23 protein-coding genes are annotated in these 25,263 nt (G+C 66.9%); 12 read left to right on the top strand and 11 right to left on the bottom strand.

Annotated elements, in window-relative coordinates; translation table 11 throughout:
* Positions 1–22: 22 nt before the first annotated feature.
* Complete coding sequence (locus B8446_RS05140; protein WP_158507523.1) at positions 23–1,912, top strand: Hint domain-containing protein; 1,890 nt, start codon at positions 23–25, stop codon at positions 1,910–1,912.
* Between the two features lie 19 nt (positions 1,913–1,931).
* Here B8446_RS05140 and gloB read toward each other — a convergent pair whose 3' ends face one another.
* Positions 1,932–2,660, bottom strand: a complete 729-nt coding sequence (gloB, locus tag B8446_RS05135; protein WP_048848068.1) for a hydroxyacylglutathione hydrolase — start codon at positions 2,658–2,660, stop codon at positions 1,932–1,934.
* A gap of 81 nt (positions 2,661–2,741) precedes the next feature.
* Between gloB and B8446_RS05130 the strand changes: the two genes are divergently transcribed.
* From B8446_RS05130 to B8446_RS05115, 4 genes are all read left to right on the top strand, one after another.
* Complete coding sequence (locus tag B8446_RS05130; protein WP_048847857.1) at positions 2,742–3,479, top strand: methyltransferase domain-containing protein; 738 nt, start codon at positions 2,742–2,744, stop codon at positions 3,477–3,479.
* Between the two features lie 48 nt (positions 3,480–3,527).
* Positions 3,528–4,220, top strand: a complete 693-nt coding sequence (locus tag B8446_RS05125) for a phosphatidylserine decarboxylase (protein ID WP_264921584.1) — start codon at positions 3,528–3,530, stop codon at positions 4,218–4,220.
* Position 4,221: 1 nt separating this feature from the next.
* Positions 4,222–5,127 carry a CDP-alcohol phosphatidyltransferase family protein gene (locus B8446_RS05120; RefSeq protein WP_084712079.1) on the top strand — a complete coding sequence of 302 codons (906 nt, stop codon included), beginning with the start codon at positions 4,222–4,224 and terminating at the stop codon, positions 5,125–5,127.
* A 103-nt stretch (positions 5,128–5,230) separates the two neighbouring features.
* Positions 5,231–6,259, top strand: a complete 1,029-nt coding sequence (locus B8446_RS05115; RefSeq protein WP_048847855.1) for a zinc-dependent alcohol dehydrogenase — start codon at positions 5,231–5,233, stop codon at positions 6,257–6,259.
* A gap of 10 nt (positions 6,260–6,269) precedes the next feature.
* Here B8446_RS05115 and B8446_RS05110 read toward each other — a convergent pair whose 3' ends face one another.
* The 10 genes from B8446_RS05110 to B8446_RS05065 all read right to left on the bottom strand — a co-directional run bounded on the left by B8446_RS05110 (position 6,270) and on the right by B8446_RS05065 (position 16,351).
* Entirely contained in the window at positions 6,270–6,764 is a 495-nt protein-coding gene (locus tag B8446_RS05110) for an NADH-quinone oxidoreductase subunit B family protein (RefSeq protein ID WP_048847853.1), read from the bottom strand.
* A gap of 25 nt (positions 6,765–6,789) precedes the next feature.
* On the bottom strand, positions 6,790–8,250 hold the full coding sequence (locus B8446_RS05105; protein ID WP_048847852.1) for an NADH-quinone oxidoreductase subunit D-related protein: 1,461 nt from the start codon (positions 8,248–8,250) through the stop codon (positions 6,790–6,792).
* The gene (locus tag B8446_RS16225; RefSeq protein WP_048847849.1) at positions 8,247–9,293 is read right to left on the bottom strand and encodes a hypothetical protein; all 1,047 of its coding nucleotides are present in this window, start codon (positions 9,291–9,293) and stop codon (positions 8,247–8,249) included. Before B8446_RS16225 ends, B8446_RS05105 begins: the two co-directional genes overlap by 4 nt.
* Positions 9,286–9,819, bottom strand: a complete 534-nt coding sequence (locus B8446_RS05095) for a hypothetical protein (protein WP_048847848.1) — start codon at positions 9,817–9,819, stop codon at positions 9,286–9,288. The genes B8446_RS16225 and B8446_RS05095 overlap by 8 nt, the downstream gene beginning before the upstream one ends.
* Positions 9,816–10,622, bottom strand: a complete 807-nt coding sequence (locus B8446_RS05090; protein ID WP_048847845.1) for a hypothetical protein — start codon at positions 10,620–10,622, stop codon at positions 9,816–9,818. Before B8446_RS05090 ends, B8446_RS05095 begins: the two co-directional genes overlap by 4 nt.
* Entirely contained in the window at positions 10,619–11,989 is a 1,371-nt protein-coding gene (locus B8446_RS05085) for a hypothetical protein (protein ID WP_048847843.1), read from the bottom strand. The genes B8446_RS05090 and B8446_RS05085 overlap by 4 nt, the downstream gene beginning before the upstream one ends.
* A gap of 167 nt (positions 11,990–12,156) precedes the next feature.
* On the bottom strand, positions 12,157–13,017 hold the full coding sequence (locus B8446_RS05080) for an aldo/keto reductase (RefSeq protein ID WP_048847841.1): 861 nt from the start codon (positions 13,015–13,017) through the stop codon (positions 12,157–12,159).
* Positions 13,018–13,678: 661 nt separating this feature from the next.
* Positions 13,679–14,407: a hypothetical protein gene (locus tag B8446_RS05075; protein ID WP_048847839.1), complete on the bottom strand. Its 729-nt coding sequence runs from the start codon at positions 14,405–14,407 to the stop codon at positions 13,679–13,681.
* Positions 14,404–14,853 carry a DNA polymerase III subunit chi gene (locus tag B8446_RS05070; protein ID WP_048848061.1) on the bottom strand — a complete coding sequence of 150 codons (450 nt, stop codon included), beginning with the start codon at positions 14,851–14,853 and terminating at the stop codon, positions 14,404–14,406. The genes B8446_RS05075 and B8446_RS05070 overlap by 4 nt, the downstream gene beginning before the upstream one ends.
* 7 nt (positions 14,854–14,860) lie before the next feature.
* Positions 14,861–16,351 carry a leucyl aminopeptidase gene (locus B8446_RS05065; RefSeq protein WP_048847836.1) on the bottom strand — a complete coding sequence of 497 codons (1,491 nt, stop codon included), beginning with the start codon at positions 16,349–16,351 and terminating at the stop codon, positions 14,861–14,863.
* Between the two features lie 256 nt (positions 16,352–16,607).
* Here B8446_RS05065 and B8446_RS05060 point away from each other — a divergent pair, with 256 nt between their 5' ends.
* The 7 genes from B8446_RS05060 to B8446_RS05030 all read left to right on the top strand — a co-directional run bounded on the left by B8446_RS05060 (position 16,608) and on the right by B8446_RS05030 (position 25,255).
* Positions 16,608–17,411: a 3'(2'),5'-bisphosphate nucleotidase CysQ family protein gene (locus B8446_RS05060; protein ID WP_048847834.1), complete on the top strand. Its 804-nt coding sequence runs from the start codon at positions 16,608–16,610 to the stop codon at positions 17,409–17,411.
* A complete protein-coding gene (locus tag B8446_RS05055; RefSeq protein ID WP_048847832.1) occupies positions 17,408–18,382 on the top strand; it encodes an L-threonylcarbamoyladenylate synthase in 975 nt (324 codons plus the stop codon). Before B8446_RS05060 ends, B8446_RS05055 begins: the two co-directional genes overlap by 4 nt.
* 36 nt (positions 18,383–18,418) lie before the next feature.
* Positions 18,419–18,955, top strand: coding sequence for a hypothetical protein (locus B8446_RS05050; RefSeq protein WP_048847830.1), 537 nt, complete (start codon positions 18,419–18,421; stop codon positions 18,953–18,955).
* Positions 18,956–18,966: 11 nt separating this feature from the next.
* A complete protein-coding gene (locus B8446_RS05045) occupies positions 18,967–20,421 on the top strand; it encodes an FAD-binding oxidoreductase (protein WP_048847829.1) in 1,455 nt (484 codons plus the stop codon).
* 33 nt (positions 20,422–20,454) lie between these two features.
* A complete protein-coding gene (gene lptF, locus B8446_RS05040; protein ID WP_048847827.1) occupies positions 20,455–21,600 on the top strand; it encodes an LPS export ABC transporter permease LptF in 1,146 nt (381 codons plus the stop codon).
* A complete protein-coding gene (lptG, locus tag B8446_RS05035; RefSeq protein WP_241767636.1) occupies positions 21,600–22,757 on the top strand; it encodes an LPS export ABC transporter permease LptG in 1,158 nt (385 codons plus the stop codon). The genes lptF and lptG overlap by 1 nt, the downstream gene beginning before the upstream one ends.
* A gap of 161 nt (positions 22,758–22,918) precedes the next feature.
* Entirely contained in the window at positions 22,919–25,255 is a 2,337-nt protein-coding gene (locus B8446_RS05030; protein ID WP_048848057.1) for an LPS-assembly protein LptD, read from the top strand.
* Positions 25,256–25,263 lie beyond the last annotated feature (8 nt).

The following is a 25,263-nucleotide window of genomic DNA, read 5'->3' as shown; positions in this document are numbered from 1 at the left end:
ATCCCGAAATAGGCGTAGTGCAGTGTCAAACAATATTTGGACTGGCGGAACATCTGGTAACTGGTTTGATGCCAGGAACTGGAGCGCGGGACAGGTCCCGCAGAATATCAGCTATGAGCCGCCCTATATCGCGGGAACGCTGACCGCGCCCGTTACGGTCCTGTACGACACGGCCAACAGCGCCACCCTGACAAACGGTCTCAAGATCGGCGCCTATGCGACGCTCGATGTCACGGCGACGTCGGGCGGCACGGTCCTGAACGTCAACGGCGTCACGGTAGACGCGAATGGCACGCTGAACATCGACACCGCCAGCGCGATCACGCTCGGCAGCTCGAACGCGACCATCAACGGCACGCTGAACATCACGGGCAACAGCGCCGTCAGCTTCGGCAGCTATGGCACGATCAGCGGCAGCGGCACGATCAATCTCGATAATTCGACAATCGGCAGCGCGAGCAGCCCGGTCCAGCTTGCCAGCACGCTCAACACGACGCTGGACAATGGCGCGGCACTCTACCTGAACGGCAGCACCGGCGGCGCCTCCATCACGTTCGGTTCGGACGGGGCGGCAAGCCAGCTCTGCCTGAGCGACTACAACCAGACGTTCACGACTGCGATCCATGGCTTCAACAGCACGTCCGTGATCACCGTCGATCACGGCGGCACGCCGGCCATCGGCGCGACATTCACGCAGAACGGCGACGGCACCTACACGCTCTTCGTCAAGTTCGACGCATACGGCAACGGCATCAAGCTGACCAATATCAGCTTCGCCGCGGGCTCGGTTCCGGGCACGCCGACGATCCGCGTGAACGCCGACGGCAGCTGGAGCGTCATCGACGGGGCGACGGCCACAACCGCCTCCAGCGACACGGCAGCCTGCTTTCTCGAAGGCACGCTGATCCTCACCGATCGCGGCGATGTCGCGGTCGAAACGCTCGTGCCGGGCGACATCGTGATGGTGCAGACGACCGATGGCCGCATCGGGCGTCCGGTCGTCTGGAGCGGTCATCAGCATGTGCAGGTGAACGTCTCGGCTCCGGAGGCCGATGCCGGCTATCCCGTGCGCGTGCTCAGGAATGCGATTGCGGACGGCCTGCCGCAGCGCGACCTGCTCGTCACCAGCGAGCACTGCCTGCAGATCGACGGCGGCCTGATCCCTGTGCGGATGCTCGTGAACGGCACGACCATTGCCTACGATCGCAGCATCACGGCCTACACGTATTATCACGTCGAAACGCAGGACCACTCGATCATCTTCGCGGAAGGCGTGCCGACCGAGAGCTATCTCGATACCGGCAACCGTCACACTTTCCGGCAGCACGGCCCCGTTGCCCGGCTCCATGCCATCACCGCGAAGAGCTGGGCGCAGGATGCCGCAGCGCCGCTCACCACCGCGCGCACCGTGGTCGAGCCGATCCATGCGCGTCTGGTTGCCCGCGCCCAAGCGCTCGGGTTCGAGCCGGTCACATCGGGCGAGATGACGAACGAGTCCGATCTGCGTCTGATCACCCGCGAGGGCACCGTGCTGACACCCGTTCGCATGCGCAACGGCCACGCGATCTTCGCCCTGCCGCAGGACTGCGACAGTGTCCGCATCGTTTCACGCAGCAGCCGTCCGGACGAGGTGATCGGCCCGTTCGTGGACGACCGCCGCATGTTGGGCGTTCTGCTCGAGAGCCTGACCCTGTGGGATTCGGACCAGACGCAGGCGATTGAACTCGCGGGTATTGCGGCGCCCGGCTGGCATGACGCGGAAGGCCCCTATCGCTGGACGCGCGGCGATGCCCTGCTGCCGCTGCCGTCCCGCGCGCCGCACGGAACGGCTCTCCTCGGCCTCAGGATCGCGGCCGCCGGCCCGTATCGGGTGAGCATCGCACCGACGGAAACAGCGCGTCAGGCAGCCTGAGCCGCGCGCCGGAACGCCGTCAGAAACGATCCTTCCGCGCCCGAAGTCCCGCGAAAGCGGCGGCATCGGGCGCGCGAAGAAACGGGTTCGTCGCCCGCTCCTCGCCCAGCGTAATCGGCAGCGTCGGACGGCCAGCCGCGCGCAGCCGTTCGACTTCGGCAGCCCGTGCCTTGAGGGCGACGTTGTCGGAATCTTCGCTCAAAGCGAAGCGCGCATTGCCTGCGGTGTATTCATGGCCTGCATAGACCTGCGTCGTATCAGGCAGATCGTCATACCGATGCAGGCTTTCATGAAGCTGCTCCGCCGTGCCTTCGATGATGCGCCCACACCCCAGCGAGAACAGGGCGTCTCCGCTGAACAGCAGCGGTGCGGGTTCATCGAACAGGATATAGGACAGGTGACCGTTGGCATGCCCGGGCGTTGCACGCACCTCGCCCCTCACCGAACCAACGGCGATCGCGTCGCCGTCATTCAGGGCGAGATCGAACGCCGGCATCCGATATGCTTCGGAGGCCGGCCCCGCGACCTTTGCCCCGAACCGCGCACGCAGCGCCTCGACGCCGCCCGTGTGATCGGCGTGATGGTGGGTCAGCAGGATCAGGTCGAGCCTCCCCCCGTCTGCCAGGGCACGTTCGACCGGGGCCGCCTCCCCGGGGTCGACCACGGCGATCGTGCCATCCGTTGAATCCCGAAGGATCCAGGCATAGTTGTCGGACAGGACCGGGACAGGTGTGACAATCAATGTCATGAGCGGCATCTCCTTGGACAGGCAGGCGTTCAAAGCAGAACACCTCTATCGCGTTTCATGAAGCCGGATAGGATCGCGTCCATGTCCATCCGACGGCCATCCGGTGGCCTCCTCCATGCCGCCGATTTCTATGCAGGGCCCCACGGCGCACTGACCCGCACGCTGCTTGTCGAACGGTTGCGGCGAATGCTGCCGCCGCTTGGCGCACGGCGGGTTCTGGGGCTCGGCTTCGCATCGCCCTATCTCGACCAGCTCGACTGCGACCCGCTGCGCACCGTCAGCGGACGACCGGACAATCCGCTGACGCGAATCACGGCCCAATATGCCGGGAGTGCGATGGAATGCGCGATCGACGAGACGGCCCTGCCGTTCGACGACCTGAGCATCGATCTCGTGCTGGCGGTTCATGCCGTCGAATTGATGCGCGATCCGCGCGAATCCCTGCGTGCCATCTGGAAGGTCCTGGCCGATGACGGCTTCCTCGTCCTCGTCCTGCCGAATCGCACCGGTCTGTGGGCGCATGGTGACATGACGCCGTTCGGCCATGGCGCGCCGTATTCGGCCTGGCAGATCGAACGCACGCTGAAGCAATCGATGTTCCGGGCCGAACGCCTCGACGGCGCGCTGGCCGTCCCGCCGGTGGCCCTGCATCTGGGCCGCCGCACCGCACGGGCGGGAGACCGGGCAATGGGCATCCTAGGGCGACGGTTCGCAGGCGTTCATGTCGTCGTTGCCCGCAAGGACGTTTATGCCGCCATGCCGCTGGCCCCGGAAGGCGCCGTCGGACGCCTGAAACGGCGCATTCTCGAACTTGCCTGAGTCCGGATCCCGCACGCCTCGCGCTTGACCGAACCGGGCGAAGACCCCATGACTTTGCGCATCATGTCCCTGATCCAGTCGCTCAAGATCGTTCTCGCCCCGCCGCACCGCGCGGGCCGCCCCTTCCTGCTCGCGGGCGGCCTCGTCGCCGTGCTCGGCCGGGCCACGCCGTGGCGCCTGACGCGCTTCGTCGGAACGCTGGGCGGCCTGTTCTTCGGGTTCTGCCTGTATTTCTTCCGCGATCCCAAGCGCGTGCCGCCGTTCGGCGGCAATTTCGTCGTGGCATCTGCCGACGGGCGCGTGACGTCGGTGGAACTGGTTCCGCCGCCTGCGGATCTGGATATCGGAACCGAGCCGGTCTGGCGGGTCGCGACGTTCCTGTCCGTGCTGGACGTCCATGTGAACCGTATTCCAGCCGCCGGCACGATCACGAAGATCGTCTATCATCCCGGCCAGTTCGTGAACGCGAGCCTCGACAAGGCCTCGGAGCTGAACGAGCGCAACAGCCTCGCGATCGCGCTGCCCGACGGCCGCAACATCGGCGTCGTGCAGATCGCGGGCCTGATCGCGCGTCGGATCCTGTGCTCGGTCGAGGAAAACGACCGCGTCGAGACGGGGGAACGCTTCGGCCTGATCCGCTTCGGCAGCCGCACGGATGTCTATCTGCCGCACGGCGTGGTGCCGAAAGTCAGCGTCGGTCAGACCATGATCGGTGGCGAGACCGTTCTCGCGCAGCTCTGACGTGACGCGCCCGGTCGTGGCTGACGACACGTCCAAGCCTCTTTCTCCCTCTCCCGGTCAGCGCCGCCGTCGTATCAGACGGCGTCTGCGCCGGATCGGGCGTGTCCGCCGGCCAAGAGTCCGCGGGCCGTCGTTCAACCGGCTGATCCCGAACATCCTGACCATGCTCGGCCTGTGCGCGGGGCTCTCGGGCATCCGCTTCGGCCTCGTTCATCAGTTCTCCTCGGCGGCGGCCGCCCTGCTGATCGCGGCCTGCATCGACGGGCTGGACGGACGGATCGCGCGGCTGCTGCGGGGCACCAGCCGATTCGGCGCCGAATTCGACAGCCTGTCGGACTTCGTGTGCTTCGGCGTGGCGCCGCCTCTCCTGCTGTTCCTGTGGTCGCTCGACAACGCCGGGCGCTATGCCTACGTGCCGTGCATCCTGTTCACCGTCTGCATGGCGCTGCGTCTCGCGCGGTTCAATGCGAGCCTCGATGACGCGGACAAGCCGGAATACTCGCACAGCTTCTTCACGGGCGTTCCGGCTCCGGCCGGTGCCGGCATGGCAATGTTCCCGATCTTCCTCGGGCTCGAGGCGGAACGGCTTGGTGCGACGCGAATTGATGCTTTCGCCCATGCGCCTGCGGTATCGGTGCTGGTGCTCGTCGGCACCGCGTTGCTGCTGGTCTCGACGCTGCCGGTCTGGTCCTTCAAGAACTTCAAGGTTCCGGCAGCCTATGTGCTGCCGGTCATGCTGGGCACGGGCATCTATGCCGCCGTGCTGGTTGCCGATCCCTGGGGTGCGCTGGCGGCGGCCGGTGTGATCTATCTCGTGATGCTGCCATTTTCACGACGCAGCTTTCATCGCCTCAAGATCGAGGCGGAGGCCCTGTCCGAGGACGTCGAGGAAGACGTCGTATCCTGACGGGAATGTGCACGCCCTTTGCGCGTATCACTTGACCTGGATCAACGCATCCGGAGCCGATCCGGCCTCAAGGATGACGCGCATCGACAGGAGATGAGTGCACATGGCTGACACGATGAAGGCCGCGATGGTCCATGCATTCGGGGCCCCGCTCGTGATCGAGACGGTGAATATTCCTGCGATCGACCGTCACCAGATCCTCGTGAAAATCGATGCCTGCGGGGTCTGTCATACCGACCTGCACGCGGCGAAGGGCGACTGGCCGGTCAAGCCGCGCCTGCCTTTCATTCCCGGCCACGAAGGTGTCGGTCACGTCGTGGCGGTCGGCGCGGATGTCTCCTGGGTCCGGCAAGGCGACGTGGTGGGGGTCCCCTGGCTCTACAGCGCATGTGGACATTGCGCGCATTGTCTTGGCGGATGGGAGACCCTGTGCGAACGTCAGGACGACACCGGATATTCGGTCAACGGCTGCTTTGCCGAATACGTGGTGGCCGATCCGGACTATGTCGCGCATCTGCCGAAAGACGCGGATCCCCTGCTGGTCGCACCGGTCCTGTGCGCGGGCGTGACCGTCTACAAGGGCCTGAAGATGACGGACACGAAGCCCGGCGACTGGGTCGTGGTCTCGGGTGTCGGAGGTCTCGGGCAGATGGCGGTCCAGTATGGCGTCGCCATGGGCCTGAACGTGATTGCCGTCGATATCGATGAAGCAAAGCTCGCGACCGCCCGCACGCTCGGCGCGGCCCTTGTGGTCAATGCCCAGAGCGATGATCCGGCCGCCTTCGTGAAGAAACAGGTCGGCGGCGCCCATGGCGCACTAGTCACTGCCGTATCCCGCCCGGCGTTCTCGCAGGCGATGGGAATGGTGCGCCGTGGCGGGACGATCGTCCTGAACGGACTGCCGCCGGGCGACTTTCCGGTCTCGATCTTCGACATGGTCATGAACGGCACGACGCTGCGCGGCTCGATCGTCGGCACGCGGCTCGACATGATCGAGGCACTCTCGTTCTTTACCGAAGGCAAGGTCCATTCAGTGATCCGCCCGGACCGCCTCGAGAACATCAATGCGATCTTCGCCGATCTCGAGCACGGCCATGTCGAAGGCCGCGTAGTCCTCGACTTCCGAAACTGACGCGGCAGTTCTAGCCCGCGGCCTCGTCCTCACGCCGGACTGCCAGCGTCAGCAGGCCATCCAGGATGGCTGCGGGTTCGGCTGGGCAGCCGGGTACGTCGATCGTCGTCCGCGCCAGCCGCGACAGGCCACCGAGCAGTGCGTATGTCTCCCCGAATGGACCGCCATCGATCGCGCAGGCGCCAATCGCGATCAGGCCTCGTCGCGCTGGCATCGCCTGCCACGCGCGATCCAGTTCCGGCGCCATGGCGCGGCTGAGTGCGCCGGTGACGAGCAGGAAATCGGCCGCCTCGGGCCGATCGACGAAGGCGATGTCTGCCCGGGCAAGCCCATAGGCCGCACCGCGCAGGGCTGCGACTTCCATGCCGCATCCTTCGCATCCGGCCGTCTCGATGTGAAACAGACGCAAGGGCTGACGTCCGCGCGGCACGCGTGCATGTCCCTGCGCCGCCTCGATCAAGGCACGGATCAGCACGGCAGCCACTCTCGAAAGGCGAAATGCCATGTTGTCGACAGGCTCATGCCGCCGATCATAGTTCCGCTCCCGACATCGACCAGCCAAGCGAGGCAAGCACGATCGCGATCGTCTCCGGGTCACCACCGCGCAGCAGTTCCGGCAGCAGCGGCAACAGGGGCAGCGCCGGATCACGCACCCAGGCGGCGTCCACCTTCCCCTCGCGCAGACGCACCCAGTACCAGATATCGCCGCGCGCGCCCTCCGCAAAGCCGATCCCTTCACGGAATTCGCTCGCCGCGGCGTCGTCCCGACTCTCCGGCGGGCCGCCGGTATCGAAGCCTTCCGCCATGCCGCCCAGGCTCTGCCGCGCACCATCGATTTCGCGCAGGCGCAGCGCGGTGCGCGCCCAGGCATCGCCACCCGTGAGGCCGCCGGGTGAGAGCACGCGCGGGTCGAACCCCGTCTCGAATCGTCGCAGGTCAAACCCGCGTCCCGATGCCCGCCCAACGAGCCCGCCGATCCCGAACGCATATGCACGTTCGCTGGCAAGCCGTCCTACCCCCACGAGACGGGCTTTCATCGTCGGCAGCAGCCCCTCCAGCGTCGCGAGCATCCCCGGCGCCCAGTCGGCAACAGACCGAGCCAGTCCGACCAACCGATCCGCATGACGGACGCTGTAGGGCGCCACGAGATCGGTGAGACGACGCGGCAGGTCATGGGCCGTGCAGATCCCGGCCAGAGTTTCGCGTGCCTGCTCCGTGTGGGCCGCAAACAGCGGGGCGTTCGCCGCCCGGGCCGTGCGGCCCAGATCATAGAGATGGGCGGAAATACGCTCGATTTCCCCCAGGATGGCGCGCGCCCGCTGCAACGCGGGTGAGACCGCCTGCCCGCGCGCGCGCTCCACGGCGCGGCTGAAGGCGAGCGGATGCGCGACATAGGCCGCACCCGACACGCGGCCGATCAGACGCATGGCCTCGTCCGGTGCGCGCCCGCGCAGCAGGGAACCGATGCCTCGATGGGCGTAACCGCTACCGATCGCCATACCGGCAAGGCCGGTGGACCACGGCCGCGCCTGCAGCGCCATCAATGGCGCACCGATTGCCCCGTCAGGCGGAAACGCGATGGGCCGCGATGCATCAGGCGGAGCAGCGGGGGCCCCGGCCTGTGCGGGGACGGACCGCGCGCTCGCAGGCCATGTCGCCCGCCATGTGCCGATATCGAACAGCGAGGAGACATCCCGCGCGTTCATGGGTTCCGCGCCCCACAGATCCTGCGCGATCCGCTCGTGCAGGGCAGCCGGGGCGATCACGGCGGAGAGCGCGTGATACCGTCCCCCGATCAGCGCCGTGCTGGCCAGCAACGGACGATCGGCCTCGAGAAACAGGGCGAAGACCGCGTCGTCGTCGCACCACAGACCCAGGAGCGGCAGGCCGGGGGCCGTTTCGCACAGCGTGCGCCATGTCTCCTCGTCCAGCCGGAAATGGCGGGCGGCCACGCGCTCGCCACTGCGGATGAGGCTGATCTCGTGCCTCATCCCGCCTGCTCCAGCACGACAGCGGCCCCGAGGGACGCCATCATGAGCCCGATCGTCATGGCATCGGCACGCACCGGCGCGACGCCTCGACGCAGCGCCGCGAGAACAAGCCCGGCGAGCAGGAGCGCCGCGATCAGGGTGCCGGGGCCAGGCTGCCGCCAGCACGCATCGATGACCCATAGCGCCGCGACGAAGCCCGGCCACGGCACCATGTTGGCGCTTGCCAGCCTGTTCGGCATCCAGTTGGCCGCACCGAGGCCCAGAGCCAGAAGGCATGACACGCCTGCCGCCCATGCACCGTGCGGGAGGACAGCGGCCATCGCGGCAAGCGCGATCTGGATCCGCACGCCACGCGGCACAGGCGAGACGGCCGCCAGCCAGACGGTCAGGACACCCAGGCCGAGCACGATGTCGGTGGAGATCAACATCGTGCTGCGCCCGAGGGCGATCACGGCGCCCACGCCCAGCAATGCGCGGGCGAGACTCGCCTCGCTCTCGTCGTCGCGCTCTTCCCCGCGCGGGCGCGGTCCGAGACCGCCGAGCATGCCGAAGCCGAGGGATGCGCAGACCGGTGCGAACGATGCGGCGGGCGCGCCTGACGAGACAAGCAGCAGGACCGCGCCGGAGAGGTCGGACAGGAGCGCCTCCCAGCCGGGCCGGGCCCGCCTGCGGGCAGACAAGCCGACGGCTGCGACGCAGACGGCCTGAGCGCCCAGCAAACCTGCCGAGATCGCCAGGTCTGCCCCGCAGGCCAGCAGGCCCAGAATGCCGGCCGATGCGAAGACCGGCAGGACGCGTGCCCGCGCGGAGGCACCGTGTCCAAGCGTCCAGTGCAGCGCAAGTGCCGCACCTAGACCGACGCACGCCGCCTTGGCCACGGCATCAGCCGGCATGCGCCACACCAGGACGAGTGTCGCCGCGAGACCCGTAGTCGCAAGCGTCGCGGCACTCGCGCGGCGGTGCGCGGTCGGCACCAGTGCGAGCACGCAGGCAGCCAGCAGCGGCCAGCCCGCCAGAAGGGTCCAGAGAGGCGCCTCATTCATGCGGGTCATTACTCCGCAGCCAGGACAGGCGTGGCATCACGAGCAGAGCCACGGCCGCGACCGAGACCCACAAGCCACCGGCCACCAGAAGGGTCGGCACATGCCCCCCCAGACAGGCCAGCACCACGCAGGCATTCAGCGTCCGCAGCATCGCGGCACATCCTGCCAGAGCTTCCGAGGCGGTCGCGACACCGACGAGGCCCGCGAGGACAGATGCGACAACGAGCGCGCCTTGCTGTGGCAGGCCCACACCGCCCCTCACCACGGCCGCCGACAGCACCACGGCGCAGACGACCGGCCACCAGCGCGCATGTGTCACTCCCGTGTCCTGCGGCGCGAGTTGACGCAAAGCGCCCCAGGCCAGCAGTCCGGCACCGACCAGAACGGCACCCGCCAGAGCCCCGATCGGGCCCGTCCGCGCCATGCACAGGGCACACAGGACCGCATGGACGGGCAGCGTGCGCCCGTCGCGGCCGAGCGAACCCACACTCCAGAGCAGGAGAATGCCCTCGATGCCCACATTCATCCCGAGGTTTCCCCGAGATCGAGCAGCACGAGCGCCAGCCCTCCCAGCAACAGGGCCGACGCCAGCGGGCGCGCCGACGCCCGCGGAAACCACATGCCCTGAGCAATCCCGAGAACGACGGCCATGCAGACTGCGCGGGCGATCGTCCATGCGGGCATCATCCATGGGCCGCCCGTGACATGCGGCCAGACCAGCCGCGCCAGCCACAATATCCATCCCAGCACGAGCAGATCGGCCACGCCGCGCGCCCATGCGCGTCCTTGGGACGAAACGCGCACCGGATCACGCGCTCCGAGCACGCCATCGGAAAGCGCGATCAGAACGCCACCCGCCAGGAGCACGTCTCCGACGCTGGCCCGACCGTCTTCAGTCGAGAATCCGGCCATCATGCCCACGAGCATGAGGACCACGAGAGCCCCTCGCTGCTCCCGGGCCCGGGCAAACCACAGGGCCGGGCCATCCCGCACGTCGAGCCACATCATCACGCGCGCGCCGGACAGCAGGAACGCGGCCAGAAGCGGATCGAACATCCCGGGCATCACGTCGACAGCCAGCGCGGCAAGCGTTGCAGTCGCGCCCAGTGCCAGCCCGGGCGACATACCGGACGGCGTCGAACGGCCGCGCCGAAGCTCCGTCAACGCACGACTGAGACCCCGGGCCGGCGCGCTGAGGGGCGCCGGAGACTGGCCTGACAGCACGGCGCGGATGGCGGCCGCAATCCCGGCGCACCACGGCGCCAGCAGCAGACAGATCAGAAGAGACAGAAGCGTTGCCACCTCGCGGGCGAATGCCGCTCCGGTCATCGCCCGGTCTCCCACAGCAATCCTGCCGCCAGCATCGCAAGCCAGAGAAGCAGTGCGGACCGCTCGGGACGCCGGTCTGCGCGCCAGCCAGCCAATGTCGTCCCCGTCTTGCGGACCGCCTGCCAACCGCGCCGGACGCGGACGGCAAGACGCAACAGGTCGTTCGGCAGCGGACCCGCGATCCGCGCCTCGCCCGATGGGACGATTACGGGACCCAGATGTCCTGTCCGCCAGAGCCCGAACCCGATAGCGGCGGCCGCCATCACGAAAAGCCAGGGATGAACGACCGCCCCGTCGACAGCCGTCAATGACCACGGATCCTGTCTGCTGCCGCCGGTCAGAGGTCGCGCCAGCACGAGAACCAGGCCCGGCACGGCGCACACACAGCCTGCGAAGATGTCCCAGGGCCGGTCAGCAGCCTGAGGACGGGCCATCAGACGCCAGCATGCAATCCATTCGAGCGCGACGCACGCCAACAAGGCACCCAGCAGGCCCGCGCGGACCATCGGATCGCCCACGCCATGCGCATCATGCAGTGCGAGCCAGAGCGACCAGCCACCGAGCATCGGCGGACAGACGAGCCGCCACAGGGGACGCCCCGCAGGCCATACGCCCCAGCCGAGCACGAACAGTACCCACGGCGCGATCGTGTCGCGGGTTTCCGCACCCAGCCCCAGCAACAGGAGGGAATGGGCGATCGCCAACCGGTCAGGCATGTGCCACCCGGGCACGGCATCGCTGAACAGAAGCGATACGCCACCGACGGCAAGCGCCGCTCCGATGACGCCGACCCAGACAGGCGGAGACCCGACATGCCAGGCCACGAGACAGGCTGCCACGGCAAGCATGCCTCGGGTTCGTCCCCCGTGAACTGGGCTTGTGCCCGGAAAGGCGAGCGTCGCGGACAGGAGGGCCGCTCCCATCCACACGCCCTGCGCGCCATCCAGACATGGCATCAGCCCGGCCAGCATCAGGGCAGCCCATCGGCGCCCCTCCGCCTGCACCACGAGGACTGCACCCAGCACCAGACCGGCGCAGGCGATCAGTCCACCGGTCGCGACCGACAGAAGGGAAAGCGCCAGCGCGAGATCGGCGGATGGGCCCGAGATGCCCTCTTCCGTCGCCGGCACGATGTGGATTGCGGAATGGGCCCCGACGAGGCCGCCGAGGACGAGGGCAAACGAGGCGCCCGGCCAGAGCGTCAACCAGCCTTCGCCCGGCAGATCCGTCGAGAGATGACCGGCAAGACACAATCCGACGACGCCACAGACTGCGACGGCGAGCCATGCACCCAGACGCAGCGCAGCAAGACCGCGCAGGCTCGCGCAGACCGCAACGGCACCGCCGATCAGCGCGATATCGGGCACGATCGCCAGTTCTGCGGCCTCCCTGAACTATGCGGGGCCGGTGGAACGGCGTGACGAAACGAGGCCCTGCTTGAACGCAGCCTACCTGTGGCGACGCCTCGCGATCGCGTCAATGCTGCACGATCAGGGACAAGGGCGTTATCATCCCTGATCGCTTGGGCTACGCCTCAGAGCATGGCGAGGCGGGTCTTGCGATGCGGCGGCGGAAAGGCCTCGTCCAGTGCTGCCAGATCCTCGTCGGTCAGGCCGATTTCGAGGCTGGCTGCGTTTTCCCTGAGATGTGCCGGCGAACTCGCTTTCGGAATGGCGAGGATGTTTTCGCGACGCAGAACCCAGGCGAGTGCGATCTGTGCCGTGGTGGCCTCGCCCAGACTGGTCGAATGCCGCGAGGCGATCTCGCGCATGACACGATGCTTCAGAAGGTCGCCGCCCTGCCCCAGCGGAGAATATGCCATCGTGACAATGCCGCGGGACGCATCATGTTCGAGCAGATCGTATTCCGTGCCGCGATATTCGAGGCTGTAGAGGATCTGGTTGGCCATGCAGTCGCTGCCCACCTCCTCGATTTCCTCCATGTCGTCCGTGTCGAAATTGGAGACGCCCCAGTCCCGGATCAGGCCCTCGTCACGCAGCGCTTCCATGCCGCGCACCGTCTCTTCAAGCGGAACGCCGCCGCGCCAGTGCAGCAGATAGAGGTCGATCACGTCGGTCTTCAGGCGCCTGAGAGACGTGCGACACGCTTTCTGCACGCCCTGGAACGACGCGTTGGACGGCAAGACCTTGCTGACGAGATAGACGTCGTCGCGCCGTCCCTCGATCGCCTCGCCCACCAGATCCTCGGACCGGCCGGAGCCGTACATTTCCGCCGTGTCGATCACACGCAGGCCCAGATCGATGCCGGCCCGCAGGCTTGCGATCTCGTCGCTGCGCCGGTCGCGCCGATCGCCGATGTTCCACGTGCCCATGCCGAGCGCGGGCAGTTCAGTGCCGTTCTTGAGCTTTACGGTTTTCTGGATGTCTTCCGGCATGGTCCGGCGCCTTTCTCTTCATGTCATTCGATGTCAGAGTTTCCAGCGCATGAAGAGACAAACGGTTTTGCACGACGGATCATGTCTTTTTCGGGCATGACAGCCCTGCTCCCGGAAAAGCCGGCGACCGGCATCAGAATTCGGGGCCGCCTTCACGCAGGGCTGCGAATGCCATGCCGCTCGCTGACCACGGCGCCGTTGAAGCTCAGACAGCCCGTTCCAGCCGTCGTCGGTCCGATCGCGCACGGATTTATGCCGCCATAGCCGAGGCTTTTCCGCACGGCGCCTGAGTCAGGCCGGGTTTGGCGTGGTTCTTCAGACCATGAATCGGCCGCTCAGAATGATGCATGCATTGCACAAAAAAAGGCGGCCAATGGCGCCCTTCAAAATGCGTGGAATCCGCCTCGGCAACGACATGAGGCCAGGAATTTTCAGATGCGCAATCCACCCGTTCGGGCAGGACGGTATGCCGGCCCCATCGGTCAGCGGACATAGCCCTGAACCACGTATCCGTCCGGAAAGCCCATACGCATTTGATTCCCGGCTGGAGCGGGACCACAGGCGCGATGAGCGACATTACAGGCCTGCACCACCGCAGGTTCCGAACGCTGGATCCAGCCCACGCGCCTTCGGATGCCGACAGCGCTGCCGGCGCGGAAGCTCACGTTGCGCGTTGAGTGGGAGTGCTGCTCACGACGCGGAAACACGCGACATCAAAGGCGAACGACACCATCTCGATCAAAGCGGTCACGACGGACATGACCAGCAGCCATGTCGGGCCCAGCTTGTCCAGGCTAGCCGCCAATCGTTGCCTATCGGCCGTCAGCGCATGCATGTCCGGGTGCACCGCCAGGGCTGCCAGCGTCACGAGGGTACCCGCGATCAACATCATCACGAACGAGAACAGGGCGATCCGCCAGGCAAGGACGCCGCCGGCATTCCAGATGCGATCCACCCCCGGCCAGGTACGCCACGCCACGACGGCCGGCAGAACGGCGATCAGACGCAGCAGGAAGTAATACGCGCCCAACTCGCACACGAGCGCCGCCAGCGGCGGCACGTGCCCGGCGAGACCCTGCGGCAGGCCGATCAGATCCAGAAGGCCGATAAAACAGTACCAGGCGACAAACCGGCTTCTCTGCGCCCGGTCGGCCAGGACCGCGCGCCAGTCGACATCCAGATGACCGGCATAGAACCGCAGCGTCACAAGGGCCGTCACTGCAAACCCTGCGACCTGAACCAGCGCGACGGCCGTCGGCGTCTTGCCGACATAGCCGGCGAACGACTGAGCGAGATCGAGCGCCAGAAGACCAAGCGTCCAGGGCCAAAGGACCCACGCCATGCGCGCCGCGGCCACGATGCTGCGGCCCATCATTCCAAGAACCATCATCGCGCGCGTTTCCACCCTCGCTGCTGTTGCTGCCAGTAGGCAAGAGTGAAGCCGGCTGCCTTGGCCGCCGTCCAGCGTGTGCGCGCGGCTGCGACCTGCGCCTCTTCGCCACCGTCGAACAGGTCGAACACGCGGGCAAAACCATCGAGGGCTGCCACCTCGCCGACGCCACTGAGCAGAAACGCGAACGTGGCCCCGTTCGGCACGTCGTCTCCGGCCGTCAGCCAGATCGGCTGGCGGCCCGGGCTGGGACCGCCCGAGGCACCATGCGGCAGCCAGACCGGATCGGTCGAGCGCCACAGGGCGGCATCAAGGGCCCGCACCTGCTCGGCCGACGCGCATCGCACTACGGCCCGCGCGCCCGTGTCCAATGTCCGGCCCAGCAGCGCCGGCAGTGCCTGTTCCGGCGTGCTGCGCGTCAGATGGTAGAAGCCGATCTCCGTCACGCGACGCTCATGCGCGCGTCCGCGCACGGGCCAGCGCATCGAGCAGGCGAACACCGAAGCCGGTCGCGCCTTTGGGCGAGAGCGCCTGCTGTTCGCTCGCCCATGCCGTGCCCGCGATATCGAGATGGGCCCAGGGCGTGTCGCCGACGAACCGGGCCAGGAACTGGGCCGCCGTGATGGCGCCGCCGGGGCGGCCGCCGATGTTCTTCATGTCGGCGATGGGCGAGCGCAGCGCGCGGTTGTAGGCTTCGCCCATTGGCATCCGCCACAGCGCTTCCCCCGTTTCGCGACCGCAGACGAGCAAATCGTCCGCCAGAGCATCGTCATTGCTGAACAGGCCTGCGTGATGCGCACCGAGGCTGACCACGATGGCGCCCGTCAACGTCGCGAGGTCGACCATCAGCGCCGGCGAGAACCGCTCGCGCGTGTAGGACAGCAGATCCGCCAGCACGAGGCGGCCTTCGGCGTCGGTATTGAGCACCTCGATCGTCTGGCCGGAATGGCTGCGCACAACATCGCCCGGACGCTGGGAGCGGCTGGACACCATGTTCTCGACCAGCCCCACGATCCCGATCACGTCGACCGGCGCCTTGGCCGCCGCAAGCGCCGTCATCGCACCGACGACGGCGGCGGCTCCCGCCATGTCGGTCTTCATCTCTTCCATGCCGGACGCGGTCTTGAGCGACAGACCGCCGGAATCAAACGTCACGCCCTTGCCCACGAACGCGAGCGGCGCGCCCGAGGCACCGGCGCCCCTGTAGCGCATGATGACGGTGCGCGGCGCATTGGCGCTTCCCTGCGCGACACCGAGCAGCGCGCCGAAGCCGAGACGGGTCATCGCCGCCACGTCCAGCACTTCCACCTCGACCCCGAGCGTGCCGAGTGTCTCGATACGATCCGAGAATTCGCCCGGCGTCAGCACATTGGGCGGCTCGTTGACCAGATCGCGCGCCGCGATCACGCCACGCGCCAGGGCCTCGGCCGCCGTCCACTCCGCACGCGCCGCTTCCGGATCGTCCACCAGAATGCGCACGCGCCGGCTGACGGCGGTGGCCCCGTCTTCCGTGGCTTTCCCGTGATAGCGGGTGAAACGGTATGAGCCGAGCAGGGCACCGAAGCCGGCCCGTAGCACGAGTGGCGCGGTGCTCCCGTCGCCTGCGATCAGCAGTTCGGATGCCGGCGGTGCCACGCGCAACGCCTTGGCCCCCGCGGCCTCGACCGCTGGTGCATCCACATGCCCGGCCTGACCGCATCCGGCCAGAATGACGGCATCGATCCCGTCCACAGGTGCGAGCACGCTGCAGATCTCGCGAGCCTTGCCCAGAAAGCGCCCGACGCGCGCTGCCCGCGTCAGCGCACCGCCGAGACGCGCATCCAGAGCGCGAAAGGCTGGCGCTTCCGCGAAGGCGGTATCGACCAGAAGGGCAATCGAATGCGGAGCCTGCGGATCCGCCGCCGCATCGAGCAGTGTTCGGGGGGCCAGGGCGATGTCGAGCATGGCAGGATATCCGTCTGAAACTGTTGTGGCCTATATCCGCCCCGCAAACGCCCCTGACAAGTTGCGCCGGAGTTTGCACCCCGAAAGACGGCCATGGCGGATGGCAGGCGGGACATGACGCGGCCGGGGCATTGCGGTATGATTGCCAATCGCCCCTTTCCCCTGGTGCGTCACATCAGCCCGACGGCCTGCAAGGCACGCCGGCGACTCCGTGCGACGTGCTCCGGCCCGAACGATACGAACGCCTCATCCCGATATGACCGAAGCCCGCCTCTCTCCCCATCCCGATGACGCAAGCCTGCTGTCGCTCGCGACCACCGTGGCGCAGGAAGCTGCCGCGATCGTCAACACGATCCGTGCCCGCGGGTTCGAAACCGAGATCAAGGCCGACCGCTCGCCGGTCACCGAGGCGGATCACGCGGCGGAGGCTCATATCCTGCAGCGCCTCCGGGCCGCCCGGCCGGATATCCCCGCAATCGGAGAGGAAGAATTCGCAGCCGGCGTGACCATGGCGCCGGGCGACATGTTCTGGCTCGTGGATCCACTCGATGGCACACGCGAGTTCGCCGCCGGCCGGGACGATTTTACCGTCAACATCGGTCTCGTGCGCGGTGATCGCGCCGTCCTCGGCGCCGTGGCGCTTCCGGCCTACGGGCAGACCTATTACGGCGGCGCAGGCCTCGGCGCCTTCCGGATCGACGCGGACGGAACCCATGCCATCGAAGCCTGCGTGCCGCCGGCCGATGGCGCGCGCGTGCTCGCCTCGCGCCATTACGCCGACGATCCGCAGCTTGCCGCCTGGATCGGCGCGCGCCGCATCGCCTGGACGCGCAACCTGGGCAGTTCCGTGAAGTTCGTGCGGGTCGCCGAGGGTGCCGCCGATCTCTACCCGCGCCTCGGCACTACGATGGAATGGGATACCGCAGCCCCCCAGGCCGTGGTCGAGGCGGCCGGAGGACGCATCGTCACGGATGACGGTCAGGACCTGCGCTATGGCAAGACGGGCTGGCGCAATCCGCACTTCCTGTGCATGGGCCGCAGCGACGGGGCCGGATCATGACGGAGCTTCTGCGCGCGGACGACGCCGGGATTGCGCAGGCAGCCGCCCTCGTGCGCCAGGGCGGCCTCGTCGCGTTCGGAACCGAGACGGTCTACGGGCTTGGCGCCGATGCGACCTCGGACGCCGCGGTTGCGCGGATTTTCGCAGCCAAGGGCCGCCCGCGCTTCAATCCCCTCATCAGCCATTTTCCCGATGCTGATGCAGCCTTCGCGCAGGTTGTGGAAACGCCACTGGCGCGCGCGCTGGCTGACGCGTTCTGGCCCGGCCCGCTGACGATGGTGCTGCCACGCGGCGAGAATTGCACCATTTCCGATCTGGCGGCGGCGGGGCTGCCGACGGTCGCGATCCGTGTGCCGCGCGGCGACGTGCCGCAACGCTTCCTGCGTGAGGCTGGCGTGCCGGTTGCTGGACCGTCGGCCAATCGCTCGGGCCTGATCAGCCCGTCCAATGCGTATCATGTGCTTCGTTCGCTCGAAGGCCGGATCGACGCGGTGCTGGACTCCGGCCCCTGTGCGGTCGGACTGGAGAGCACGGTGCTCGACCTCAGCCGGACGGTGCCGGTCCTGTTGCGTCCCGGTGGCGTGACGCTTGAGGAACTGCGCCACGTCTGCGGGCGGATCGTCCATCCCGACGATCATGAGGATGCGGCGCCTGTCTCGCCCGGTCGTCTGGCTTCCCACTATGCGCCCGATCTGCCCCTGCGTCTGGAGGCCCATGAAGTCTCTCCGCAGGAAGGCCTTCTCGCCTTCGGGCGCGCACTGCCCGGTGCCGGGCTGACTTGGAATCTCAGCGAGAGCGGCGACCTCGAGGAAGCGGCCTCGCGCCTGTATGCGGGCCTGCGCTTTCTGGATGGCGAGGGTCGGCGGCGCGGCCTGACCGGCATCGCGGCACAGCCCATCGCACGTACCGGGCTGGGCCTTGCGATCCTCGATCGCCTGCGCCGCGCCGCGGGCCCGCGTTCGGCGGGATGACACGGCGATCGGGAGAGGGACCGGAGGGCTTGTGCGATGAGTAATGCGCTCGATCCACGCGAACTGAAGGTTCTGGCGGACATCCTGGCGCTCGTCCTCGAGGAGCATCCCGGATCCTCGTCCAACGCGCTCGACGCCCTGCGCAAGCGCGCCCGGCGCAACGCGATCACCGGCGGTGCGCTCAAGAACCTGTTCATTGCCATCGCCCCGGAACCGCCGGCCCGCACCCGAGCCCGCGCGCGCGCCGACAGCGCGGGCAGCGACGGCGGCATGTCGACCGCCGCCCGTGCCCAGATCACGACCCTGACCAACGACCTGCGCCGGCTGGATCGCGACCTGCGGACCGCCCGCGCGCAAGGCGAATCACTCCGCGCGGAACTCGATCAGACCCGCATGGCCCGCGCCACGCTGCAGAGCCAGCTCAGCGCGATGCGCAACCGCGCACCCTTGCGCAATTCGCTGGTAGCGATTGCGTTCGTGGTCGGAACGCTCGTCGGCATCGCAAGCACGCAGTTCGTCCACCGGCTCGAACTGCCGCCGCAGACCGACAACCTTCCCTATCTCCACCCGTGACCAGGACGACGATGCCTGCTTCCATTTCCCTGCTCGAAGACCTCGCCGCAAACCTTTCCCCGGGCGGTCTGCTGACCGAAGCAGGCGACGTCGCGCCCTACTGCACGGACTGGCGCGGCCTGTTCCATGGCGAGGCCTGCGCCGTCATGCGGCCGGCCGATACGGCGGAACTGGCCCGCGCGGTAACGATCTGTGCCGCTCATGGTGCGCGGATCGTGCCCCAAGGTGGAAACACCGGCCTGTGCGGCGGCGCCACGCCGCCGGACCATGGCCTCAATGTCGTTCTGGTCCTGTCGCGCCTGAACCGGATCGTCTCGATTGATCCCGTGGGGCAGACCATGGTCGTCGAAGCCGGGGTGACGCTCGCGGCCGCGCAGAATGCCGCGCGTGATGCGGGTCTCATGCTGCCGCTGTCGATCGCAGCCGAAGGAACCGCACAGATCGGCGGCCTGATCGCGACCAATGCAGGGGGCACGCGGACCGTGCGCTACGGCAACATGCGCGAACTGACCCTTGGGCTCGAAGCCGTCACGGCCGACGGCGACGTGCTGGATCTCATGCGCCCGCTGCGCAAGGACAATACGGGCTACGCGCTCAAGCATCTTCTGATCGGATCGGAAGGCACGCTCGGCATCGTGACGCGGGCCATCATCCAGCTTCAGCCGAAACTCGCCCATACCGAAGTGGCACTGTGCGCCGTCCCGGATGCGGGCGCGGCGCTCGACCTCTTTGCAGCGTTGCGCGCCCGCGACCCAATGGCGGTCGAGGCGTTCGAGTTCATGTCCGGCGCCGGCATGGCGCTGACGTGCGAGATGATCCCGGAAGTGGGCTGGCCCCTGTCGGAAACGCCCGGCACGTCGGATTACGTCCTGATCGAACTCGGAACGCGCGATCCCTCGCGCGACCTGCGCACCCTGATGGAAGCCGTTCTGGAAGACACACTCGATCGAGGCGTGGTGATCGACGCCGTTCTTGCCGAGAGTGAGACGCAATCCCAGGGATTGTGGCGTCTGCGCGAGGAACATACCGAGGCGCAGAAGCGGGCCGGCGCCTCGATCAAGAACGATGTCTCCGTGCCGGTTCCCGCCATCCCGGAACTGATCGCGCGGGCGACTGCCGCGTGCGAGGCGCTTTGCCCGGGCATCCGCTGCGTGCCGTTCGGCCACATGGGCGACGGTAATATCCACTTCAACCTGGTCCAGCCTGCCGACGCGGCCGGTGCCGATTTTCTGGCGCTGAGCCCGTCGCTGATGGCGGCCGTAAACGATGTCGTGCGCGCACTCAACGGGTCGTTCTCGGCGGAACACGGGGTTGGACAGCTCAAGACGAAAATGATGCCAGACTGGCGCGGCGGCACCGAACTTGCGCTGATGCGCGCCATCCGGACGGCGTTCGATCCGGCCTCGCGTCTCAATCCCGGCAAGGTGCTGCCTGCCGATCCGGCCTCGTCGCCGAAGGCGGGCTGACGCTGCACGCGCAAATGGGCTAGATGAGCGGGAATGGCTTCTCCATTCGCCAAACTGATCCGCCCGCCGACACTTGATCGCTACGTGCTGCGCCAGCTCTTCGTCGGGCTGCTCGCCAGCACGGGTGGTCTGGTCGCGCTGATCTGGCTCACGCAATCCCTGCGGTTCGTGCCGCTGATCGTGGATCACGGCCTGAGCCTGCGGGTGTTCCTGCAGCTCACGTCGCTGATGATCCCGGGCTTCGTGGCCGTCATCCTGCCCATCACGACGTTTCTCGTCGTGCTGTTCGGATATCAGCGCATGGCGGGCGACCGGGAACTGACGGTCATGCGCGCAGCTGGCCTGTCGCCCCTCGAACTGGCGCGCCCCGGCCTTGTCTGCGCGATGGTCGCAACCGCCCTGTGCTTCGTGCTGAATCTCTGGATCGCGCCTGACTCCTATCATTCATTCCGGCAGTACGAGTTCCAGATCCGCAACCGGATGGCCGCCTTCATGCTGCAGGACGGCGTGTTCAATCAGGTCTCGGGGCAGATGACGGTCTACGTGCGCAGTCGCGACAACGACGGCACGCTGCACGGCGTGCTGGTCGAGGACGACCGCGATCCGCAGAGCCCCGCCACCATTCTCGCGCGCCACGGGGCGATCGTGATCGTGCACGACCAGCCGCGTGTCGTGCTCTATGACGGCTCGCGCGAAGAGATTGACCGCAAGACGGGCCGGCTCAACGTCCTGACGTTCACGCGCAACACGGTGGATCTGACCGGGCAGAAGCACGACCAGACGGAACTGCGCGACGCGGCCGAGATGTCGCTCCACGAACTGCTGCACCCCGATCCGCACGAAGTCGCGCCGCGTGACCGGGGCAAGTTCGCCGTCGAGGCGTGGCACAGGCTGACCTCGCCGCTGACCGCCTTCTCGTTTGCGATGATCGGCTTGCTGGCCATCCTGCGCGGCGCCTTCTCGCGCCACGGCAGCATCACGCGTCCGCTGTTTGCGATCCTGGGCGTCGTGGGTCTTCTGGCCGTTTCGCTGACCCTGCAGAACCTGGCGTCACGCAACACCAGTCTCGTGCCCCTGATGTGGGTCGCGGCCCTGCTGCCTGGCACGGTCTGCTGCATCATGCTGTTCGGCGCCGAGATCGGTGCGGCCATGCTGTCGGGCCGGCGGCAGACGAACTGATGTCCATGCACCTTACGCGCGGCTCCGCGAGATCATCGTTCGGCGGCGGCGTCTCCGTCACGCTGTCCATCTATATCGCGCGCCAGTTCACCTTCTCGGTGCTGGCCATGATCGCGGCCTTTACCGGCATGGTCTCGCTGTTCGACACGATCGACCTGCTGCGGCGCGTCGCGACGCGGCCGAACGTGCCGACCAGCCTCGTGATGGAAATCGCGGGCCTGCATGTGCCGTACTACATGATCATGATCCTGCCGTTCGGGGTGCTGATCGGCGGGATCGTCTGTTTCTGGCGGCTGACCCGGACCTCGGAACTCATCGTCGCGCGGGCGGCGGGCATTTCCGCCTGGCAGTTTCTCGCGGCCCCCCTTGCCTGCGCGCTGCTGATCGGCGGCGTGACGACCGCCGCGATCTCGCCGCTCTCTTCGTCGATGTATCGGCAGGCCGAAACGCTCGACGAGATCTATCTGCGTACCGGCGGCGGCCCGCTGACGCTGAATGGCGGCGCGCTGTGGTTGCGGCAGGTCGATCATTCTCTGGTTCCGCACGGCGTTGCCATCCTGCATGCGTCCAACGTCCACATGGATGGCGGCGTGCTCCAGCTTGGCGGGGTCAGCGTCTATCGGCTCGACGATCATGACGACCTGCTGGTGCGAATCGAGGCGCCTCACGGGCATCTGGGGCATCATGAATGGGTTCTGGATGCCGCATCGACCATCCGTCCCGACCATCTTCCGGTAACGGTTGGTGACATAACATTGCCGACGGACCTGACGGTTGACCGCGTGCAGGAGAGCTTCGCCTCACCCGACACGCTCTCGGTCTGGATGCTGCCGGGCTTTATTTCGCTCCTCGACCGGTCGGGCTTCTCCTCGATCCGCCATCGCCTGCATTTTCAGTCACTTCTAGCGCTTCCCATTCTGGCCGGAACGATGGCATTGGTGTCGGCGGGTTTTTCCATGCGACCGACGCGCCGAGGCGGCGTCGCACGGATGATCGGCTCGGGCGTATCCGCGGGCTTCCTGCTGTTCATGGTTTCGAAGATCGCTGAACAGTTCGGTGATTCGGGTGCCCTGCCGCCGATCCTGGCCGCGTGGGCACCGACGGGTGCTGGTTTATGTCTGGCGGTGGCGCTGCTGCTGCATCTGGAGGATGGGTGATGGGATCCAGGCGATCCGGCCGCCGGCATGGCAGGCGCCGCCGATCCGTGCGACACGACCGCGCGGAGACGCAGGTGCAGACCCCTCCCTTCGCGTCGTCCTACGCGCGGAGCGAGCGTCCGCACGCGCCGTCCCGGGGGCTGATCGGCGCGGCCCTTGTCATGTCCCATCTGGGGCGTCGCGCGGGCGCGATCGACTCTCGGCGCGCACTTGCCGCGGCGACGACGCTCGCGGGCGTGTCTGCCGCGCTGGCGCTCATCCTGCCGGACAGAAACGCCTATGCCGCGATGCAGCGTGCGCAGCAGCCGATCGTCGTGGTCGGCAAGCCGACATCGAAGAACGCACCCGATACCTTCGTCGCCGATCAGGTCCAGACCGACACCAAGACCAACATCACCACGTGGACCGGCAACGTGCAGGTCTGGCAGGGCGATCAGGCGATGCGCGCGGACGTGATCACCTATGATCGCAATTCCGGCGTTCTGGCTGCCCGGGGCCATGTCGCGATCACCGAACCGGACGGATCGACGACCTATTCCGATTATGTCGAGCTGTCCGACGGCATGAAGGACGGCATCACGACCCAGATGTATGCCCGCATGCAGAACAACGCGAAGCTCGCCGCCAACGGCTCGCGCCGGACGGCGGGCCAGATCAACGACATGACGCATGCGGTCTATACGGCCTGCGAGATCTGCCTCAAGCACCCCGAACGCGCGCCGTTCTGGCAGTTCCAGGCCTTCGACGCGACCCAGGATCACGAGCACCAGCGCCTCGAATTCAGCCACGCATGGCTCGAATTCTTCGGCTACCCGGTGTTCTACATGCCGATCTTCTCGATGTCGGATCCGTCGGTGAAGCGTCAGAGTGGCTTCCTCATGCCGGGCATCAGCCCGCATGACCGTTACCTGGGCACCTATCTGACGGTCCCCTATTTCTGGGCGATCGACAAGCAGTCGGACCTGACGGTCCAGGGACTGGTCTCGACCCGGACCGGGCCGCAGATCACCGGCCAGTATCGCAACCTGATGAATTTCGGCTCGCTCAGCGTGCTGGGTGCCGTGGCCTACGACACGCACCGGCAGGGCGCGTTCACCAACACGTTCGGCAACTCCGTCAGCGCTCAGGACGACCGCGGCCTGCAGGGCTATGTCTTCGCGCAGGGGATGTTCGACATCAACCGCAACTGGCGGGCCGGTGCCAACGTCAATCTTGCCAGTTCCGCCAACTACATGCGCGATTACCGCATCTCCGGATACGGCTCGCAGACGCTGAACTCGAACGTCTATCTCGAAGGGTTCGGCGTCGGGTCCTATGCGCGGCTCGACAGTCAGTATTACCAGGGACTGAACCAGGGCGTCATTTCAGACAGCGCCCTGCCCTTCGTGCTGCCGCGCTTCACCTACGCCTTTCAGGGCCAGCCCGATGTACTCGGCGGACGGTTCAGCGCGCAGTCGACAGATTTCGACCTGTATCGGCCGGACGGTGTGTCGGATCAGCGCGCCCAGTTGCAGATGAACTGGAACCGCCCGTTCCACAACAGGCTCGGCCAGCAATGGCTCTTGACGCTGCGGGTGGATTCCATGGTCTACCGCGCCAACGAGCTCTACAAGCAGCCGCTCTACTACGGCACGGGCCATAACCAGACCACCGGGCAGGTGCTGCCCACGGTCGCGCTGAAAATGAACTGGCCGTTCCTGCGCACCTTCGCGCACGGCAACGGGACACAGATCCTCGAGCCTATCGTGCAGGCGATCGCGGCACCCAACACGGGCAACAGTGCCAACGACTATCTGCCGAACGAAGACAGCCTGTCCTACGAATTCACGGACAGCACGCTGTTCTCGCTCAACCGCAATCTCGGCACGGACAGGCTCGACGGTGGCCTGCGCGGCAATGTGGGCCTGCATACCAACTGGACCTGGCGCGGACATGTCATCGACATGCTGGTCGGCGAAAGTCTGCAGGAGCATATCGATCACAACCAGTTGCCCTATTCCGGCCTGATGCATCACGCGTCCGATCCCGTCGGTCGCATACGGTTCACGCCGAACCGCTTCGTCGACCTGACCGCCCGCGGGCGCTACGATCCCTGGCACGGGCGCGTCGATTTCGGCGAAGGGCTTCTCAGCGCCGGCGTTCCGCTGCTCCATGTCAATGCCGGCTACATCTACCAGCCTGTAACGCCATATTACTACTATGCGACGAACTATCGTGTCTCGGGCCCGACGAGCATTTACTACACGCCGACCAATGAGGTGACCGCCGGATTCTCGACGCACTACAAGGAATACCACGTGTCCGCCTATGCGAGACGCAGCCTCTCGCGGAAGGCATTTGTCGCGGTCGGCGGGGATCTGGGATATTCGAACGACTGCTTTGGCTTGGACATCCTGGCGATCAAGCAATATACGTACATCGGCGGACAGCAGCGCAATATGACGATCCTGTTCAACTTTACCTTCAAGACGATCGGCACATTCGGGATCAACGGCTGATGCCGGCC

It is taken from the genome of Tanticharoenia sakaeratensis NBRC 103193, assembly GCF_000963885.1.
In the GTDB taxonomy this organism is placed as follows: domain Bacteria; phylum Pseudomonadota; class Alphaproteobacteria; order Acetobacterales; family Acetobacteraceae; genus Tanticharoenia; species Tanticharoenia sakaeratensis.
Note: the sequence above shows the minus strand (reverse complement) of the source record. Positions and strands in the feature narration are given on the sequence as shown.

Bases quoted from the DNA above. Each gene is read 5' to 3' on its own strand.
- gloB (WP_048848068.1), bottom strand. From the start codon at position 2,660: ATGACATTGATTGTCACACCTGTCCCGGTCCTGTCCGACAACTATGCC.
- B8446_RS05130 (WP_048847857.1), top strand. From the start codon at position 2,742: ATGTCCATCCGACGGCCATCCGGTGGCCTCCTCCATGCCGCCGATTTC.
- B8446_RS05125 (WP_264921584.1), top strand. From the start codon at position 3,528: ATGACTTTGCGCATCATGTCCCTGATCCAGTCGCTCAAGATCGTTCTC.
- B8446_RS05115 (WP_048847855.1), top strand. From the start codon at position 5,231: ATGGCTGACACGATGAAGGCCGCGATGGTCCATGCATTCGGGGCCCCG.
- B8446_RS05110 (WP_048847853.1), bottom strand. From the start codon at position 6,764: ATGGCATTTCGCCTTTCGAGAGTGGCTGCCGTGCTGATCCGTGCCTTG.
- B8446_RS05105 (WP_048847852.1), bottom strand. From the start codon at position 8,250: ATGAGGCACGAGATCAGCCTCATCCGCAGTGGCGAGCGCGTGGCCGCC.
- B8446_RS16225 (WP_048847849.1), bottom strand. From the start codon at position 9,293: ATGAATGAGGCGCCTCTCTGGACCCTTCTGGCGGGCTGGCCGCTGCTG.
- B8446_RS05095 (WP_048847848.1), bottom strand. From the start codon at position 9,819: ATGAATGTGGGCATCGAGGGCATTCTCCTGCTCTGGAGTGTGGGTTCG.
- B8446_RS05090 (WP_048847845.1), bottom strand. From the start codon at position 10,622: ATGACCGGAGCGGCATTCGCCCGCGAGGTGGCAACGCTTCTGTCTCTT.
- B8446_RS05080 (WP_048847841.1), bottom strand. From the start codon at position 13,017: ATGCCGGAAGACATCCAGAAAACCGTAAAGCTCAAGAACGGCACTGAA.
- B8446_RS05075 (WP_048847839.1), bottom strand. From the start codon at position 14,407: ATGATGGTTCTTGGAATGATGGGCCGCAGCATCGTGGCCGCGGCGCGC.
- B8446_RS05065 (WP_048847836.1), bottom strand. From the start codon at position 16,351: ATGCTCGACATCGCCCTGGCCCCCCGAACACTGCTCGATGCGGCGGCG.
- B8446_RS05060 (WP_048847834.1), top strand. From the start codon at position 16,608: ATGACCGAAGCCCGCCTCTCTCCCCATCCCGATGACGCAAGCCTGCTG.
- B8446_RS05055 (WP_048847832.1), top strand. From the start codon at position 17,408: ATGACGGAGCTTCTGCGCGCGGACGACGCCGGGATTGCGCAGGCAGCC.
- B8446_RS05050 (WP_048847830.1), top strand. From the start codon at position 18,419: ATGAGTAATGCGCTCGATCCACGCGAACTGAAGGTTCTGGCGGACATC.
- B8446_RS05045 (WP_048847829.1), top strand. From the start codon at position 18,967: ATGCCTGCTTCCATTTCCCTGCTCGAAGACCTCGCCGCAAACCTTTCC.
- lptF (WP_048847827.1), top strand. From the start codon at position 20,455: ATGGCTTCTCCATTCGCCAAACTGATCCGCCCGCCGACACTTGATCGC.
- lptG (WP_241767636.1), top strand. From the start codon at position 21,600: ATGTCCATGCACCTTACGCGCGGCTCCGCGAGATCATCGTTCGGCGGC.
- B8446_RS05030 (WP_048848057.1), top strand. From the start codon at position 22,919: ATGTCCCATCTGGGGCGTCGCGCGGGCGCGATCGACTCTCGGCGCGCA.